The organism is Mycolicibacterium houstonense (assembly GCF_900078665.2).
GTDB classification, from domain to species: Bacteria; Actinomycetota; Actinomycetes; order Mycobacteriales; family Mycobacteriaceae; genus Mycobacterium; species Mycobacterium houstonense.
The window spans coordinates 1,756,810-1,771,921 of the sequence record NZ_LT546207.1 but is presented as its reverse complement, the minus strand read 5'-3'; the positions used below and the strand labels follow the sequence as shown (position 1 = coordinate 1,771,921).

Genomic DNA, 15,112 nt, shown 5'->3' with positions numbered 1-15,112 from the left:
GGAGATGCCGGAGAACGTCACGCAGAAGTTGATCGGTTCGCATCTCGTCTCCGGGTCGATGACCCCCGGGGACGAGATCGCGATCCGGATCGACCAGACGCTGACACAGGACGCCACCGGCACCCTGGTGATGCAGGAACTCGAGGCGCTGGGCCTCGACCGGGCGCGCACCGAGGTGAGTGTCCAGTACGTCGACCACAATCTGCTGCAAACCGACGAGAAGAACGCCGAGGACCACGAATACCTCCGCACCGCGGCAGAGCGCTTCGGGCTGTGGTTCTCCAAGCCGGGCAACGGGGTTTCGCACCCGACGCACATGCAGCGGTTCGGGATACCGGGCAAGACGATGGTCGGTTCGGACTCGCACACGCCGGCCGCCGGATCGCTGGGCATGCTCGCGATCGGCGTCGGCGGCTTGGAGGTGGCGCTCGCCATCGCCGGCGAACCGCTGCACCTGCGCGCACCGGAAGTGTGGGGTATCAGGCTGGAAGGCGAACTGCCGCAATGGTGTTCGGCCAAGGATGTGATCCTGGAGATGCTGCGCCGCCACGATGTCAAAGGCGGCGTCAACCGCATCATGGAGTATTACGGCCCCGGCCTGGCCGGCCTGTCGGCCATGGACCGCCACGTCATCGCCAATATGGGGGCCGAGCTCGGCGCCACCACCACCGTGTTCCCGAGCGACGACGCGGTGCGTGAGTTCCTGATCGCCGAGGACCGCGGCAACGACTGGGTGGAGCTACTCGCCGACGACGGTGCTCGGTATGACATCGACGAGGAGATCGACCTGTCGGCGCTCGAACCCCTGATCGCCAAGCCGTCGTCCCCCGGCAACGTGGTACCGGTCGCCGACGTCGCCGGTGAGCCCGTCGCTCAGGTGGTGATCGGATCCAGCGCCAATCCGGGGTTGCGGGACTTCGCGATCGCGGCGGCCATGGTGCACGGCCGCCAGACCGCGCCGGAGGTCAGCTTCGATGTGAACCCGACATCGCGCGAAATCCTCACCGACCTCACCGAAATGGGTGCGACGACCGAGCTGGTGATCAACGGTGCGCGCATCCACCAGGCCGGCTGCATGGGTTGCATCGGCATGGGCCAGGCCCCGGCCACCGGCCGCAACTCGCTGCGGACCATGCCGCGCAACTTCCCCGGCCGGTCGGGCACGAAAGAGGACTCGGTGTGGCTGTGCTCGCCGGAAACCGCTGCGGCATCGGCGATCACCGGTGTCATCACCGATCCCCGCCAATGGGCCGCCGACAACGGTATCGAGTACCCGCAGCTGGACCTGCCCGCACATCACAGCGTCAACACCGCCATGCTGGTCGAGCCGCCGGCGCCCGAGCGGGCCCGCACGGTCGATGTGGTCAAGGGACCCAACATCTCCAGCCTGCCCGAGCTGACCCCGCTGCCCGACGACATCGCCGCGCCGGTGCTGCTGAAAGTCGGCGACAACATCTCGACCGACGAGATCTCCCCCGCCGGTGCCCGCGCATTGCCGTTCCGCTCGAACATCCCGAAGCTGGCCATGTTCAGCTTCACGCAGATCGACGAGACCTACCCGGAACGGGCACAATCCGCGCCCGACACCGGGCACATCATCGTCGGCGGCGAGAACTACGGCCAGGGCTCGTCACGCGAACACGCCGCGATAGCGCCCCGCTACCTCGGCCTGCGAGCGGTGATCGCCAAGTCCTTCGCCCGAATCCATTGGCAGAACCTGGCGAATTTCGGTGTGCTGGCCCTGGAATTCGCCGATCCCGCCGACTACGACGGTGTGGCACAGGACGACGTGCTCAAGCTCACGGGTCTCCGCGCAGCGCTGGCCGACAACACGCCCATCACCGTCACCAACACCACGCAAAACACGAACTTCGCAGTGCGCCACCGGCTTTCACCGCGTCAGATCCAGCACGTCCTGGCCGGCGGATTGATCCCGTGGCTGGCCACGCAGCGGAAAAACTAGCCGCAAAACCAGCGTCGAGCTGCTGAAACGGGCGTAGCGTCGAGAGCATGCCTAAGATCACGACTTCCGACAACGTCGAGATTTTCTATCGGGACTGGGGTTCGGGCCAACCCATCGTGTTCAGTCACGGCTGGCCGCTGACCGCCGACGACTGGGACACCTTCATGTTGTTCTTCCTGCAGCACGGCTACCGTGTCGTCGCGCATGATCGGCGCGGCCACGGTCGCTCCTCACATGTGGCCGACGGCCACGACATGGACCACTACGCCGACGACCTCGCCGCCGTGGTCCGCCACCTCGACCTGCATGATGCCATCCATGTCGGGCACTCGACCGGCGGCGGCGAGTTGGTGCACTATCTGGCGCGCCACGGGCTGGACCGGGCCGCCCACGCGGTCCTGATCAGCTCGGTGCCGCCGCTGATGGTGCAGACCGAAGCCAATCCGGGCGGCCTACCCAAATCGGTTTTCGACGATCTACAGGCCCAACTGGCGGCCAATCGGTCCGAGTTTTATCGAGCCCTGCCGTCAGGGCCGTTCTACGGATTCAACCGAGACGGGGTGGAGCCCTCGGAAGCCATCATCGCCAACTGGTGGCGCCAGGGCATGATGGGCGACGCCAAGGCGCATTACGACGGCATCGTGGCGTTCTCCCAGGCGGACTTCACCGAGGACCTCAAGAAGATCACCCTGCCGTCGCTGGTCATGCATGGCGACGACGATCAGATCGTGCCGTACGCGAACTCGGGACCGTTGTCGGCAGAGCTCCTGCCGAACGCGTCGCTCAAGACCTACCCGGGCTTCCCGCATGGGATGCCGACCACGCACGCCGAGACCATCATGGCCGATCTGCTGGAATTCCTGCGCTCCTGAGACCAAGCGCCTGCGGCCGGTCAGGCGGCGCGCAGCTGACGCAGGCCCTGCACGGCCTCGTAGTGCCCGATCAGCTCATCGCAGATGGCCGGCCAGGTGCGGCCCAACACACTGCGGCGGGCGGCCACCGCGTAGCGCGACCGCTCGGCGATCAGGTGCTCGACCGATGCGGGCAGCGCCGCTTCGAATTCATCGACCGCGAGCAGCAGGCCGGTGCGGTACGGCGCCACCAGATCACGCGGGCCACCGGCATCGGGGGCGATCACCGGCAGGCCCGACGCCATCGCCTCCTGCACGGCCTGGCAGAACGTCTCGTGCTCGCCGGGGTGGACGAAGACGTCCATGCTGGCGTAGGCCGCGGCCAGAGCCTCGCCACGCAGCTCGCCGGTGAAAATGGCGGAGGGAAGCACGGTTTCGAGCTTGGCGCGGTCCACTCCGTCGCCAACGACCACCAGTTGCAGGTCGTCGCGCCCGGCCAGCACGGCCAACCGCTCCACATGCTTCTCCGGTGCCAACCGTCCGACGAACCCGACGATCGGCTTGCCGTCGGGCGACCATGACGTCCGCAGTTGCTCATCGCGGGCCGACGGCGCGAAGCCGGTGATGTCGACACCGCGGGCCCATTTGAACACGCGGGGAATCCGATGGGCCTCAAGGTTTTCCATCGCCGAGGTGGATGGGGCCAGGGTGCGGTCGGCCTTGCTGTGCAGACGCCGGGTCCAGGCCCACGACGCACGCGACAGCATGCCCACCCCATAGCTTTCGGCGAATCCCGCGACGTCGGTCTGGAACACCGCCACCGTCGGGACCCCCAGATGCCGGGCGGCGTGGACGCCGCCCCAGCCCAGCAGCGCCGGCGACGCCAGATGCACGACGTCGGGGTCGAAGCCCCGCAACACATTCACCATTCGCGGCCGGGGCACCCCCAGCGGCAGCGAGGTGACCTTGGGGAACATCCGTGAGGGCACCCGGTGCACCCGCACCCCGTCGTGCACCCGCTCGGCCGGAGCCTCACCACGCGGGGTGTCCGGGGCGATGACGAGTACCTCGTGACCGGTGCGGCGGAGATGCTCGATCACCCGAAGCACCGAGTTGGTGACGCCGTTGACATTCGGGAGGAATGACTCTGCAACGATTGCAACGCGCACATCCGAATGTTCGCAGCGACAGCTGTCGCAAAGGTAGCGACCGGGGATACGACACGCGAAAACCTGATGCCCGGGCGCTAGGGTTGCGGGCATGCGAATGTCGCGCGTTGCCGCAGCGATGCTGGCCGTGCTGGCCCTCTCCGTCGCGGGGACCACCACCGGTTGTACCCGGGTGGTCGACGGCAGCGCGCAGGCCAGCGGGGAGCGGCCCGGCAGCGAGATCACCGAGGACGGCTGGGGCGTCCGGATCGGCTACCCGGATGCCGCCGCGCAGATCGAGTTCTTCACCGAACCGCAGTGCCCGGCGTGCGCGCGTGTGCAACACGACTTCGGCCCGGAGATCGCCTACGCCGTGGACTCCGGCCGGCTGGCGGTGATCTACCGGCCGCTGACCTTCCTGGACCGGGGCACCACCGAATACTCGGCCCGGGTGGCCAACGCCATGTTCCTGGCCGCCGGTCCGGGTACCACCGGGATGGCGTTCCAGGCGTTCGTCGAGGACGTGTGGGGCCATCAGGAACCCGAAGGCTCACCGGGCCCGACCGACGATGAGATCGCCGCCATGGCCTCCGACAACGGGGTCGGCACCGAGCAGTCCGACAAGATCGCGGCAGGCGAAGCGGTCATCGACTCCGAGCAGCTCAACGAGGCCAACGCCGACCTGCTCAGCGAGACGACCTACGAGGTGGCCACCCCCACCGTCTACGACCTGGTCGGCGAGGAGGTCGTAGACATCTCCGATCCCGAGTGGCTGGCCAATCTGTTGAACGCGCCTACGAGCTGACCCGGCTCTGTCGTCGCTGCACGAACGCCAGCACCACCAGCGCCGCTCCCGCGACCAGCCAGCCGACCACGGCGATCGACCCGGCCGGGATGATCGCCAGCGACGCGTTGCGGTCACGCACCCGCACCAGATCGGGATCGTTCTTGTCGTACTCGACGTAGATCCGCATGCCGGTGTCGAGCTCCGACGGATACAGCACCCCCAACTCGGGGCGGTAGGTGACGCGGTCCGGCGTGACGAACTCGATCGTCGACCGGCGGGGCCCCGCGCTGAGCACCTCGGCGGCCGCCACCCCCATGTTCCGCTCGATCTGCTGGTCGTTACGCCAGGCCCCCAGCACCAGCAGCACCGACTGCAACGTCACCAGACAGGCGGCGATCACCACCCCGATGCGCACCCGCCGGATGATCCGCTGGGATCGGGTCTCGCCCGGTTCGCCGTACAGATGCGGGATGAGCGCCTGCACCATCGCGCGAAACCGCGCCGCGATCTCGGCCGGTCTCACAGGGCCGCCTTGATCGACGCGTGCAGTGCACGCAGCGACGACCGGTCGGCCTTCACCTCCAGCACCCGCATGCCCTCGTAGGGCTCGGCCAGGGCCGCGCCGAGCGAGGCGGCCTCCACCTGATCGCATTCGACGTGATAGGCCCGGCACAACGCCGCGACATCCACGTCGTGCGGGGTGCCGAAGACCCGCGACGACACATCGGAGAACCGCGGATCGCCCTGTTCCAGCAGCTCGAAGATGCCACCGCCGTTGTCGTTGGACACCACGATGGTCAGGTTGCGCGGGTTCGGCTCGGTGGGTCCGATCAACAGACCCGAGCTGTCGTGCACGAAGGTCAGGTCCCCGATCAGTGCGATGGTCCGGCCTTCGTGGGCCAGCGCGGCGCCGATCGCCGTCGACACCGTGCCGTCGATGCCGGCGACGCCGCGGTTGGACCGCACCTTGATGCCCTCGGTGCTCAGCCCGACCAGGGCGGCGTCGCGCACCGGGTTGGAGGCGCCGAGCACCAGCTGGTCCCCCGGCCGCAGCGCATCGGCCACCGCGGCGGCCACATGCAGACCGGTGGTCAAGGGATGCGCGGCCAGTTGCTGGCGCACCGCCGCCACGGCGTGCCGGTTGATCTCGTTGCACCTGGTCAGCCAGGCCGGATCCGGAGTTCCCGAGGTCACCGCCCGGGTGCCGGTGGCCATCGAGTTGCCCGAGACGTCGGGCCAGCGCGGGCCCGTGGTCAGGGCGTACACCGGCACCGCCGGATCGGCCAGCAACGCCGACACCGGCCGGTGCAGCGTGGGCCGGCCGAGCATGATGACCTGCTTCGGGTGCACCAGGCGCAATGCCAGGGGATGCAGCGGGTTCTCCGGCCGCGGCGCCGTGGGTTCGGCGACTGTCGGCAATCCGGCCAGGTTGGGGTGCACACCGGCGCCGTGCCCGGCGATCACCACGGTGTCCGGGGTGAGGTCGATCTCCAGCGGCTGGTCGAAGCTCACCGGCGGCGTGTAGGTCCAGGGCTTGCCGTCCGGGCGGCCTTCCGACGAGCGCTCGCGCGAGGAGCCGACAAACCCCGGCAACGACGTGTCCCCGTGTGCGCTGTCGGGAACCAGCGGCTCCCGCAATGGGATGTCGAACTGCACCGGCCCGGCATTGGCGCTGCGCGACCCGGTGGCCGCCACCAGCACCCGGCAGGTGGCCGACCGCCACTGGGCATTGAGGGACTCGAGCTCGCCCGGATGCGTGCCGGACAGATCGGGGGCCAGCCCGAGGCTGATGTTGGCCCGCACCTGGGTTCCGAAATAACCCAACTGCTCAAACGTCTGGTTGGCGCCCGTGCCCAGCAGCTCGTAGGGCCGGTTGGCGCTCAACACGATCAGCGGCACCCGGGCATAGTTGGCCTCGACCACGGCGGGTCCGAGGTTGGCCACCGCGGTGCCCGAGGTCATCGCGATACACACCGGCGCACGTTCTGCGACGGCAAGCCCGATGGCCAGATAACCGGCCGTGCGCTCATCGATGCGGACGTGCAGGCGAATCCGGCCGGCGCGGTCGGCATCGGACAGTGCGAAGGCCAGCGGCGCGTTCCGCGATCCCGGGCACAGCACGACATCGCGGACACCGCCGCGGATCAGTTCGTCGACGACTACGCGCGCCTGTGCCGTCGAGGGGTTCACCTCTTCACCTTATGTGTCAGTGCTGCTCGCCGAGGAATTCGAGCAGAGCGGCGTTGACGGCCTCCGGCCGCTCGATGAAGCCAAGGTGACCGGTGTCGGCGATCTCCAGGTAGCGGGCGCCGGGGATCGCGTCGGCCACCTCACGCCCCAGGTGCGGCGGCAGCACGACGTCGTCGGCGAACCCGATGACCAGCACCGGGGTGGTGATGGCCTGGTACGCCGGGAGCCGGTTGCCCTGCGGTGCGGCGTCGGACTGGGCGAGCAGCCCCGGCGTCTGCTTGGTGGGCCACATGGTGAACATCTCGCTCCAGTCGCGCACCAGACGGTCGTCGTTCAGGGTCTTGGGCGAGAAGCTCTCCATCATCCGGAGCTTGGCGTCGAACGTCGGCGGCAGCTGCACGCCCGAGGCGGCAAGGTCACGCTCGGCGGTGCGGAAGAACTCCCGCGCCCGGTCGTGGCGGCCGCGGGTGGCCATCAACACCGCCGACCGCACCAACTCCGGACGGGCGAGCATCAGTTCCTGGGCGATGAACGAGCCCATCGACACGCCCACCACGTGCACGGGAGCGGCGCCGAGCTTCTCGATCAGCTCGGCGGTGTCGGCCACCATCTGCTCGGTGCCGAACCCCTCGGCGTTCTCGGTGGCGCCGATCCCGCGATTGTCGAAGGTGATGACGCGGTAGCCGGCCCGCTGCAGCGCCGGCACCTGATGCAGGTGCCAGGTCCGGCCGGCTCCGCCACGGCCGGCGATGAACAGCACCGGATCGCCCTTGCCTCGGTCGTCATAAGCCAGGTTCACCCGGCCGACCCTACTTCAGGCGCTCCGGCTGTCTGAGCGCTCACGCNGTCGCCGCAGACGCCTTGGAACGTGCCCCGAATCGAGCGGCGGTGGGGGGTCGTATTCGATGCCGAGCTGGATGGCCTGGGCCTTCGACTCGCCGGCGATCTGTCCCGCCAGCCACATCGCCAGGTCGATACCCGCGGACACCCCGGCGGCCGTCACGATCTGATCCCCGGCGTCGACGATGCGCTGATCCCCCACCGCCGTGACCCCGAAGGTCTTGAGGGCGGGCAACACCAGCCAATGCGATGTGGCGCGCCGGCCGTCCAGGATGCCCGCGGCGGCCAGCAGCAACGACCCCGAGCACACCGACGTCGTCCATTCGGCCGTCTGGTGGGCCTGTCGCAACCAGGCGAGCACCAACTCGTCACGCGCATGCTCGACGGTCGTCGGCCCACCGGGAACCAGAATCAGGTCGGGCGACGGCGTTTCGGTGAACGAATGGGTGGCACCGACGACCAGGACACCGGAATCCGCGGTGATCGGGCCGGGCTCGTGCCAGACGAACCTGACCTCGGTGTCGGGCAACCGGTGCAGGATCTCGTAGGGCCCGATGAAGTCGAGCGCGGTGAAACCCGGGTACAGGACGATGGCGATCTGCATGGTGTTCCCTTTCAGGCGAAGGTTTTTCGATATTGGTCAGGTGAGATGCCCAGGCGCCGGACGAAGTTGCGCCGCATGGTCTCGGCGGTGCCGAACCCACAGCGGGCGGCGATGACGGTGACGGTATCGTCGGATTCCTCGAGTTGGCGTCGAGCCGCATCGGTGCGGATGCGTTCGACATAGGCGCCGGGCGCCTCGCCGACCTCGTCGGTGAACACCCGGGTGAAATGCCGTGGGCTCATCTTCGCGCGTCGGGCCAGCTCGGAAATGCTGTGTGCACCACCCGGTTCGGCCTCGATGGTCTCCTGCACCTCGCGGATCGGGGCACGCTTGGCCCGCGGCATCCAGACCGGCGCGGCGAACTGGGTCTGACCGCCCGGCCGGCGCAGATAGAGCACCAGGTAACGGGCGACCATCTGGGCCACCTCGGTGCCGTAGTCGTCCTCGACCAGCGACAGGGCCAGGTCGATTCCGGCGGTCACCCCGGCCGCGGTCCACACCCGCTCGGAGCTTCTCACAAAGATCGGCTCGGGATCGACTGCCACCAAGGGGAACTCATCGGCCATCCGCCCGGCGAAGGCCCAGTGCGTGGTGGCGGGGCAGCCGTCGAGCAATCCGGCCTGCGCGGCCAGGAAGGCGCCGGTACAGACGCTGACGACACGGCGGGCGTGGCGCGCGGCGGTGCTGATCCAGTCGACGACGGCCGCATCGGACCGTGCCGTTTCGGCACCGACGCCGCCGGGGATGACGACGGTATCGATCGGGCCGTTGGGGTCGGGCGGCGTGGCGGCGACGAATTCCAGGCCGGTGAGCGTGGTGAGGGGTTCGCCGTCGATCGAGGCGAGCGTGACGGCGTAACCGTCGTCCGGCCGCCCCTGGCCGGCCAGGCACATCGTCGCGGTGGCGAAGACGTCGAACGGCCCCACCACGTCGAGCGCCTGCACCCCGGCGTAGCCCAGGATCACCACCGATCGCCTCACGTCTTCAGTGTTCGCGACGGCCGCGATGGCGTCTACGCCACGTACCCCACAAATTAGGACATCGGCTGGATTGTCGGACTGCGGGGCCATGATCCACGGCATGACGGAGTACACCTACCGCGCTCAATGGATGCCCCATGACCGCTGGTACCTCGGGTTATGTCTTGAGTTTCCGAATCTGTCGGCAAACGGCGACACAGCGCACGACGCGATCGCTGCCGTCGAGAAGAAGGTAACCGAGGAGTTGGCGCTTATCCGGGCCGCAGATGAGACTCCGCCGGCGTCGCTGACCGATCATCACTACACCGGCAGGGTTCTGGTGCGGCTTCCACCGACTCTGCATGCCAAGCTGACCGTCGAGGCCGCCGAACAGGGAGTGTCGTTGAACCAGTGGATGATTCATAAACTCTCGGGCCGTCCGGCGATATCGCTGGCTGATCTCTATTAGGCCGCCTCGGCAGCCGCTCTCGAAGGCATGACCGACTTCGAAACCCGATATCACCGGCGATATCACCTTTCCAGCACACACCCCACCAACTCCCGCGGTGCTCATGTGACACATGTGGCCCACGCTCCCCGCGCCGAAACCCGCTCCGTCTCGAAGACACAACCGACCTCGAAACCCGATATCACCGGCGATATCACGTTTCCAGCACACACCTCGCCCACTCCGGCGGTACCGATGTGACACANCCACCCGGTTCGGCCTCGATGGTCTCCTGCACCTCGCGGATCGGGGCACGCTTGGCCCGCGGCATCCAGACCGGCGCGGCGAACTGGGTCTGACCGCCCGGCCGGCGCAGATAGAGCACCAGGTAACGGGCGACCATCTGGGCCACCTCGGTGCCGTAGTCGTCCTCGACCAGCGACAGGGCCAGGTCGATTCCGGCGGTCACCCCGGCCGCGGTCCACACCCGCTCGGAGCTTCTCACAAAGATCGGCTCGGGATCGACTGCCACCAAGGGGAACTCATCGGCCATCCGCCCGGCGAAGGCCCAGTGCGTGGTGGCGGGGCAGCCGTCGAGCAATCCGGCCTGCGCGGCCAGGAAGGCGCCGGTACAGACGCTGACGACACGGCGGGCGTGGCGCGCGGCGGTGCTGATCCAGTCGACGACGGCCGCATCGGACCGTGCCGTTTCGGCACCGACGCCGCCGGGGATGACGACGGTATCGATCGGGCCGTTGGGGTCGGGCGGCGTGGCGGCGACGAATTCCAGGCCGGTGAGCGTGGTGAGGGGTTCGCCGTCGATCGAGGCGAGCGTGACGGCGTAACCGTCGTCCGGCCGCCCCTGGCCGGCCAGGCACATCGTCGCGGTGGCGAAGACGTCGAACGGCCCCACCACGTCGAGCGCCTGCACCCCGGCGTAGCCCAGGATCACCACCGATCGCCTCACGTCTTCAGTGTTCGCGACGGCCGCGATGGCGTCTACGCCACGTACCCCACAAATTAGGACATCGGCTGGATTGTCGGACTGCGGGGCCATGATCCACGGCATGACGGAGTACACCTACCGCGCTCAATGGATGCCCCATGACCGCTGGTACCTCGGGTTATGTCTTGAGTTTCCGAATCTGTCGGCAAACGGCGACACAGCGCACGACGCGATCGCTGCCGTCGAGAAGAAGGTAACCGAGGAGTTGGCGCTTATCCGGGCCGCAGATGAGACTCCGCCGGCGTCGCTGACCGATCATCACTACACCGGCAGGGTTCTGGTGCGGCTTCCACCGACTCTGCATGCCAAGCTGACCGTCGAGGCCGCCGAACAGGGAGTGTCGTTGAACCAGTGGATGATTCATAAACTCTCGGGCCGTCCGGCGATATCGCTGGCTGATCTCTATTAGGCCGCCTCGGCAGCCGCTCTCGAAGGCATGACCGACTTCGAAACCCGATATCACCGGCGATATCACCTTTCCAGCACACACCCCACCAACTCCCGCGGTGCTCATGTGACACATGTGGCCCACGCTCCCCGCGCCGAAACCCGCTCCGTCTCGAAGACACAACCGACCTCGAAACCCGATATCACCGGCGATATCACGTTTCCAGCACACACCTCGCCCACTCCGGCGGTACCGATGTGACACATGTGGCGCGAGGTCCGCAGCGCACGACCCCAGGCGCCGCTTGAGCGGCGGATCTACTCCAATATCAGCGCGTGGCACGCCCGCACCCGGTCGATCCACCACTGCCGTCGCGGCGCTGACGCCGCCAGCGCCGACAACCGCGCCGGGTCGGGCGCCACCGGCCCGACCGGCAAATACCCGTCGACCGGCGCGGGCACGTCGGCGACGTCCTCCACGAAGAAGCCCCCCGTGCCCAGCCCGCAGGCGTGCCGTAGCTCGGGCAGTGCGGCGGCGGCCAGCAGGCCACGGGCCAGCCCCACCGCGGAATCCAACGCGCTGGACACCACGATCGGCATGTCGATCTGCGCGGCGATGTCGAGCATCCGCGAAACCCCACCTAGCGGGGCCACCTTCAGCACCGCGACGTCAGCCGCACCGGCCCGCACCACCCGCAGTGGATCGGTCGCCTTGCGGATCGACTCGTCGGCGGCGATCGGCACATCCACCAGGCCACGGAGCTCGGCCAACTCCTCGACCGTCCCGCAGGGCTGTTCGAGATACTCCAGCGGCCCGTCGGCGGTCAGTGCCTTCGCCGCGGCCGCGGCCTCGGCGACGGTCCAGCCGCCGTTGGCGTCCACCCGCACCACCGGGATCTGCGCCCGAACCGCGTTGACACGCGCAACATCGTCAGCCAGCGTCTGCCCCGGTTCGGCGACCTTGACCTTGGCCGTGCGCGCGCCGGGAAAACGCGCCAGCACTCCTGGCACCTGAGCCGCCGACACCGCGGGCACGGTCGCGTTGATCGGGATGAGGTCCCGGTACACGGACGGCGCCGGCTGATACGCGGCCTCGATCCCGGCGGCCAGCCATGCGGCGGCTTCCGGGGGTTCGTATTCGGGGAAGGCACCGAATTCACCCCAGCCGGCCGGGCCGTCGATCAGTGCCACCTCACGAATAGTGATGCCGCGGAAGCGAACCCGCATGGGCAGGGCGACGACGTGGAGGCGGTCCAGGACATCGTCAAGCGCGGGCACAGAGTCAATGATGCCTAACCGGCTCCCAGCACCCGTTGGATGTCAGGCTTCATCGCCTGCAACTGCGCGCCCCAATAGCCCCAGGTATGAGTACCGGTCGGCGGGAAATTGAACACCGCATTGTTGCCGCCGGCCGCGATGTACTGGTCACGGAAGTTCAGGTTGCTCTGCAGCGCAGTGCCTTCGAGGAAGGTCGAGGGCAGGTCGCCGCCGCCCAGTTCACCCGGGGTTCCCGAACCGCAATACACCCAGATGCGGGTGTTGTTCGCCACCAACCGCCCCACCTGCACCGTGGGATCGTTGCGCGCCCAGGCCGGATCGCCGGGCGGGCCCCACATAGGTCCGGGGCTGAAGCCGCCGGAGTCGCCCATCGCGAGCCCGATCAGCCCGGGCCACGGGCCGGCCGACGGATTCAGGAACGCCGACAGCGACCCCGCGTAGATGAACTGCCCGGGGTAGTAGGCGGCCAGGATCATCGCCGAATTGCCCGACATCGACAGCCCGACGACGGCATTGCCGGACCCGGAGACATCCTTGTTGGCGGCCAACCACTGCGGAAGTTCACTGGTCAGGAACGTTTCCCACTTGTAGGTCCACGTCCCGCCATTGCCCGTGGCTGGCTGATACCAGTCGGTGTAGAAGCTCGACATGCCACCGACCGGCATGACCACCGACAGCCCCGATTGGTAGAACCACTCGAAGGCCGGCGTCTCGATGTCCCAGCCGTTGAAGTCCTCGCGCGCACGCAACCCGTCCAGCAGGTACAACGCGTGCGGCCCGCCGCCCTGGAACTGCACCTTGATCTCGCGGCCCATCGACGCCGACGGCACCGACAGCATCTCGACCGGCAACCCGGCTCGAGACCACGCGTTCGCACTAGGGGGTGGTCCGAGGAGACCGAGGGTGAGCATCATCGTCAGGACTGTCAGAAGCGCAGTTCCGCGACGGCTCCGAGCTATTTTCGAAAATGTACGTCCGTGCACCATGGCTGCACCCCACATCTCGCGCACACGTATGGGGCGAAAATACTCCGTTCGGAACAGGAAATACAGAGTTCGAGCGGATTGGTTCCTACACGGTGGCGCGGTCACGGCCTTCCCAGTACGGCTTACGCAGATCCTTCTTGAGGATTTTTCCGGTGGGATTGCGGGGAAGTTCGTCGACGACGTCGATCGACTTGGGACACTTGTAACCGGCCAGCCGTTCCCGCGCGAATGCGATCAATTCCTGATCGGACACGTCACCATCCAGTGTCACAACAGCTTTCACCGATTCACCCCACTTCTCGTCGGGCACACCGATCACTGCGACCTCGGTGACCGCTGGATGCTCGGCCAGAACCCGCTCCACCTCGATCGAATAGATGTTCTCCCCACCGGAAATGATCATGTCCTTCAGGCGATCCTCCACGAAGATGTAGCCACCGTCGTCGACACGGCCGATGTCGCCGGTGCGGAACCAGCCCTCCGGCGTGATCGCCTCGGCCGTCGCGTCCGGCCGGTTGAGATAGCCCTTCATCAATTGCGGTGAGCGGAACCACAATTCACCCTGCTCCCCCACCGGCACCTCGACACCCGTGTCCGGGTCGACCACCTTGACCTCGGAACCGGGCACCACGGTGCCCGCACTCATCAACCGTTCTTCACTCGCCCCGCGGTGATCCTCGGGCCCCAGCCGGCTGATCGCCCCACTCACCTCCGTCAGCCCGTACACCTGGATGAATTCCGTTTCCGGCCAAGCCTTCAGCGCAGACCGCAACAACGGCAACGGCATCGGGGACGCGCCGTAGGCGTAGGTCTTGAGAGCACCGAACAGCTTCACCGCATCTTCCCCGGTGTCAAACACCTTGGCCAGCACCGCAGGAACGAGGAAGGTCCGGTTCGCCCCGGCCAGGATTCCCCCCGCCAGCGCCATCCCGTCCACCTCGCGGGTCATGTAGGTCGGCGCACCGTGGTGCAGACCCCACTGCATGTACGACGTCCCGCCCACATGGAACAGGGGCATGGCCACCAGGCTCTTGTCCTGCTCACCCAACGTCCAGCCCTCGAACGCATTGATGGTGTGCGCGATGACATTGGCATGGGTCAGCGCGATGCCCTTGGGCCGGCCCGTGGTCCCCGAGGAGTACATGATGATGCACGTGTCATCGGGCCGCACGTCAGGTGAGCGGTCGACGGGCGACGCCCCGGCAAGCAACGCCTCGTACTCGTCCCCGTCGGCACCCTCCGGGGTGACCGTGACGATGTGCTCGACGGCGGTGAGCCGGTCGGCGATCGCGTCGATACCCGGCCGGAGCTCCTCACCCACCACGAGCACCTTGGCGCCGCAATCGTTGAGCACGTAGTCCAACTCGTCGGCGGCCAGCCGGAAGTTGACGATCGCGTTGCCCGCACCGAGCATGGCGGCCGCAAGCGTCAGTTCCACACAGGCCGGGTGGTTCTTGTCCAGGAACGCGACCACGTCCCCACGTCCGACGCCCCACGCACGCAATGCCCCGGCCAGCCGCCGGATCCGGTCGTACCACTGCGACCAGGTCCAGGTGCGGCTCAGATAGGTGACCGCCTCCTCGTCAGGCTTGGCCGCGGCCCAGTGGGCGACGCGCTCGTCGAGGAACTCGGGATTCGGCAAATCGGACATGTCCAGAGCGTGCC

At 67.7% G+C, this 15,112-nt stretch carries 13 protein-coding genes and 2 pseudogenes; 5 read left to right on the top strand and 10 right to left on the bottom strand.

The features are described from left to right. The first annotated feature begins 4 nt into the window (after positions 1–4). Both BN4332_RS08990 and BN4332_RS08985 read left to right on the top strand, forming a co-directional pair. Complete coding sequence (locus BN4332_RS08990) at positions 5–1,963, top strand: aconitate hydratase (RefSeq protein ID WP_066898190.1); 1,959 nt, start codon at positions 5–7, stop codon at positions 1,961–1,963. 47 nt (positions 1,964–2,010) lie between these two features. Next, the gene (locus BN4332_RS08985) at positions 2,011–2,835 is read left to right on the top strand and encodes an alpha/beta fold hydrolase (RefSeq protein WP_066898123.1); all 825 of its coding nucleotides are present in this window, start codon (positions 2,011–2,013) and stop codon (positions 2,833–2,835) included. A gap of 20 nt (positions 2,836–2,855) precedes the next feature. Here the strand turns inward: BN4332_RS08985 and BN4332_RS08980 are convergent, their stop codons facing one another. Then, a complete protein-coding gene (locus tag BN4332_RS08980; RefSeq protein WP_066898122.1) occupies positions 2,856–3,983 on the bottom strand; it encodes a glycosyltransferase family 4 protein in 1,128 nt (375 codons plus the stop codon). Between the two features lie 91 nt (positions 3,984–4,074). On the opposite strand from BN4332_RS08980, the gene BN4332_RS08975 reads away from it, so the two are divergent. Then, positions 4,075–4,767, top strand: coding sequence for a DsbA family protein (locus tag BN4332_RS08975; protein WP_235654054.1), 693 nt, complete (start codon positions 4,075–4,077; stop codon positions 4,765–4,767). Here BN4332_RS08975 and BN4332_RS08970 read toward each other — a convergent pair. From BN4332_RS08970 to BN4332_RS08950, 5 genes and pseudogenes are all read right to left on the bottom strand, one after another. Then, positions 4,757–5,236 carry a DUF3592 domain-containing protein gene (locus tag BN4332_RS08970; RefSeq protein ID WP_066898189.1) on the bottom strand — a complete coding sequence of 160 codons (480 nt, stop codon included), beginning with the start codon at positions 5,234–5,236 and terminating at the stop codon, positions 4,757–4,759. The two genes, BN4332_RS08975 and BN4332_RS08970, sit on opposite strands and share 11 nt — an antisense overlap. 32 nt (positions 5,237–5,268) lie before the next feature. Continuing rightward, positions 5,269–6,939: a 2-succinyl-5-enolpyruvyl-6-hydroxy-3-cyclohexene-1-carboxylic-acid synthase gene (gene menD, locus BN4332_RS08965; protein ID WP_066898120.1), complete on the bottom strand. Its 1,671-nt coding sequence runs from the start codon at positions 6,937–6,939 to the stop codon at positions 5,269–5,271. Between the two features lie 16 nt (positions 6,940–6,955). After that, positions 6,956–7,738 (bottom strand): alpha/beta fold hydrolase, encoded by a 783-nt coding sequence (locus BN4332_RS08960; protein WP_066898119.1) that lies wholly within the window; start codon positions 7,736–7,738, stop codon positions 6,956–6,958. A 60-nt stretch (positions 7,739–7,798) separates the two neighbouring features. Continuing rightward, positions 7,799–8,383, bottom strand: a pseudogene (locus tag BN4332_RS08955) (DJ-1/PfpI family protein); the annotation flags it as partial. Between the two features lie 11 nt (positions 8,384–8,394). After that, positions 8,395–9,363 carry a GlxA family transcriptional regulator gene (locus BN4332_RS08950; protein ID WP_235654053.1) on the bottom strand — a complete coding sequence of 323 codons (969 nt, stop codon included), beginning with the start codon at positions 9,361–9,363 and terminating at the stop codon, positions 8,395–8,397. 100 nt (positions 9,364–9,463) lie between these two features. Between BN4332_RS08950 and BN4332_RS08945 the strand changes: the two genes are divergently transcribed. Next, positions 9,464–9,811 carry a type II toxin-antitoxin system HicB family antitoxin gene (locus tag BN4332_RS08945; protein ID WP_074133022.1) on the top strand — a complete coding sequence of 116 codons (348 nt, stop codon included), beginning with the start codon at positions 9,464–9,466 and terminating at the stop codon, positions 9,809–9,811. A 247-nt stretch (positions 9,812–10,058) separates the two neighbouring features. Here the strand turns inward: BN4332_RS08945 and BN4332_RS08940 are convergent. Further along, positions 10,059–10,757, bottom strand: a pseudogene (locus BN4332_RS08940) (GlxA family transcriptional regulator); the annotation flags it as partial. A gap of 100 nt (positions 10,758–10,857) precedes the next feature. Between BN4332_RS08940 and BN4332_RS08935 the strand changes: the two are divergent. Continuing rightward, positions 10,858–11,205, top strand: coding sequence for a type II toxin-antitoxin system HicB family antitoxin (locus BN4332_RS08935; RefSeq protein ID WP_074133022.1), 348 nt, complete (start codon positions 10,858–10,860; stop codon positions 11,203–11,205). Positions 11,206–11,501: 296 nt separating this feature from the next. Here the strand turns inward: BN4332_RS08935 and BN4332_RS08930 are convergent, their stop codons facing one another. The 3 genes from BN4332_RS08930 to BN4332_RS08920 form a co-directional block, all read right to left on the bottom strand. Continuing rightward, on the bottom strand, positions 11,502–12,473 hold the full coding sequence (locus BN4332_RS08930) for an o-succinylbenzoate synthase (protein WP_066898117.1): 972 nt from the start codon (positions 12,471–12,473) through the stop codon (positions 11,502–11,504). 2 nt (positions 12,474–12,475) lie between these two features. Beyond that, positions 12,476–13,375 carry an esterase family protein gene (locus BN4332_RS08925; RefSeq protein WP_235654052.1) on the bottom strand — a complete coding sequence of 300 codons (900 nt, stop codon included), beginning with the start codon at positions 13,373–13,375 and terminating at the stop codon, positions 12,476–12,478. 157 nt (positions 13,376–13,532) lie between these two features. Further along, a complete protein-coding gene (locus BN4332_RS08920) occupies positions 13,533–15,098 on the bottom strand; it encodes a long-chain-fatty-acid--CoA ligase (protein WP_066898116.1) in 1,566 nt (521 codons plus the stop codon). Positions 15,099–15,112 lie beyond the last annotated feature (14 nt).

What these genes read in the sequence shown, in the direction of transcription:
- BN4332_RS08990 (WP_066898190.1), top strand. Translation starts at nt 5, where the DNA reads ATGCCGGAGAACGTCACGCAGAAGTTGATCGGTTCGCATCTCGTCTCC.
- BN4332_RS08985 (WP_066898123.1), top strand. Translation starts at nt 2,011, where the DNA reads ATGCCTAAGATCACGACTTCCGACAACGTCGAGATTTTCTATCGGGAC.
- BN4332_RS08975 (WP_235654054.1), top strand. Translation starts at nt 4,075, where the DNA reads ATGCGAATGTCGCGCGTTGCCGCAGCGATGCTGGCCGTGCTGGCCCTC.
- BN4332_RS08970 (WP_066898189.1), bottom strand. Translation starts at nt 5,236, where the DNA reads ATGGTGCAGGCGCTCATCCCGCATCTGTACGGCGAACCGGGCGAGACC.
- BN4332_RS08945 (WP_074133022.1), top strand. Translation starts at nt 9,464, where the DNA reads ATGACGGAGTACACCTACCGCGCTCAATGGATGCCCCATGACCGCTGG.
- BN4332_RS08935 (WP_074133022.1), top strand. Translation starts at nt 10,858, where the DNA reads ATGACGGAGTACACCTACCGCGCTCAATGGATGCCCCATGACCGCTGG.
- BN4332_RS08925 (WP_235654052.1), bottom strand. Translation starts at nt 13,375, where the DNA reads ATGATGCTCACCCTCGGTCTCCTCGGACCACCCCCTAGTGCGAACGCG.
- BN4332_RS08920 (WP_066898116.1), bottom strand. Translation starts at nt 15,098, where the DNA reads ATGTCCGATTTGCCGAATCCCGAGTTCCTCGACGAGCGCGTCGCCCAC.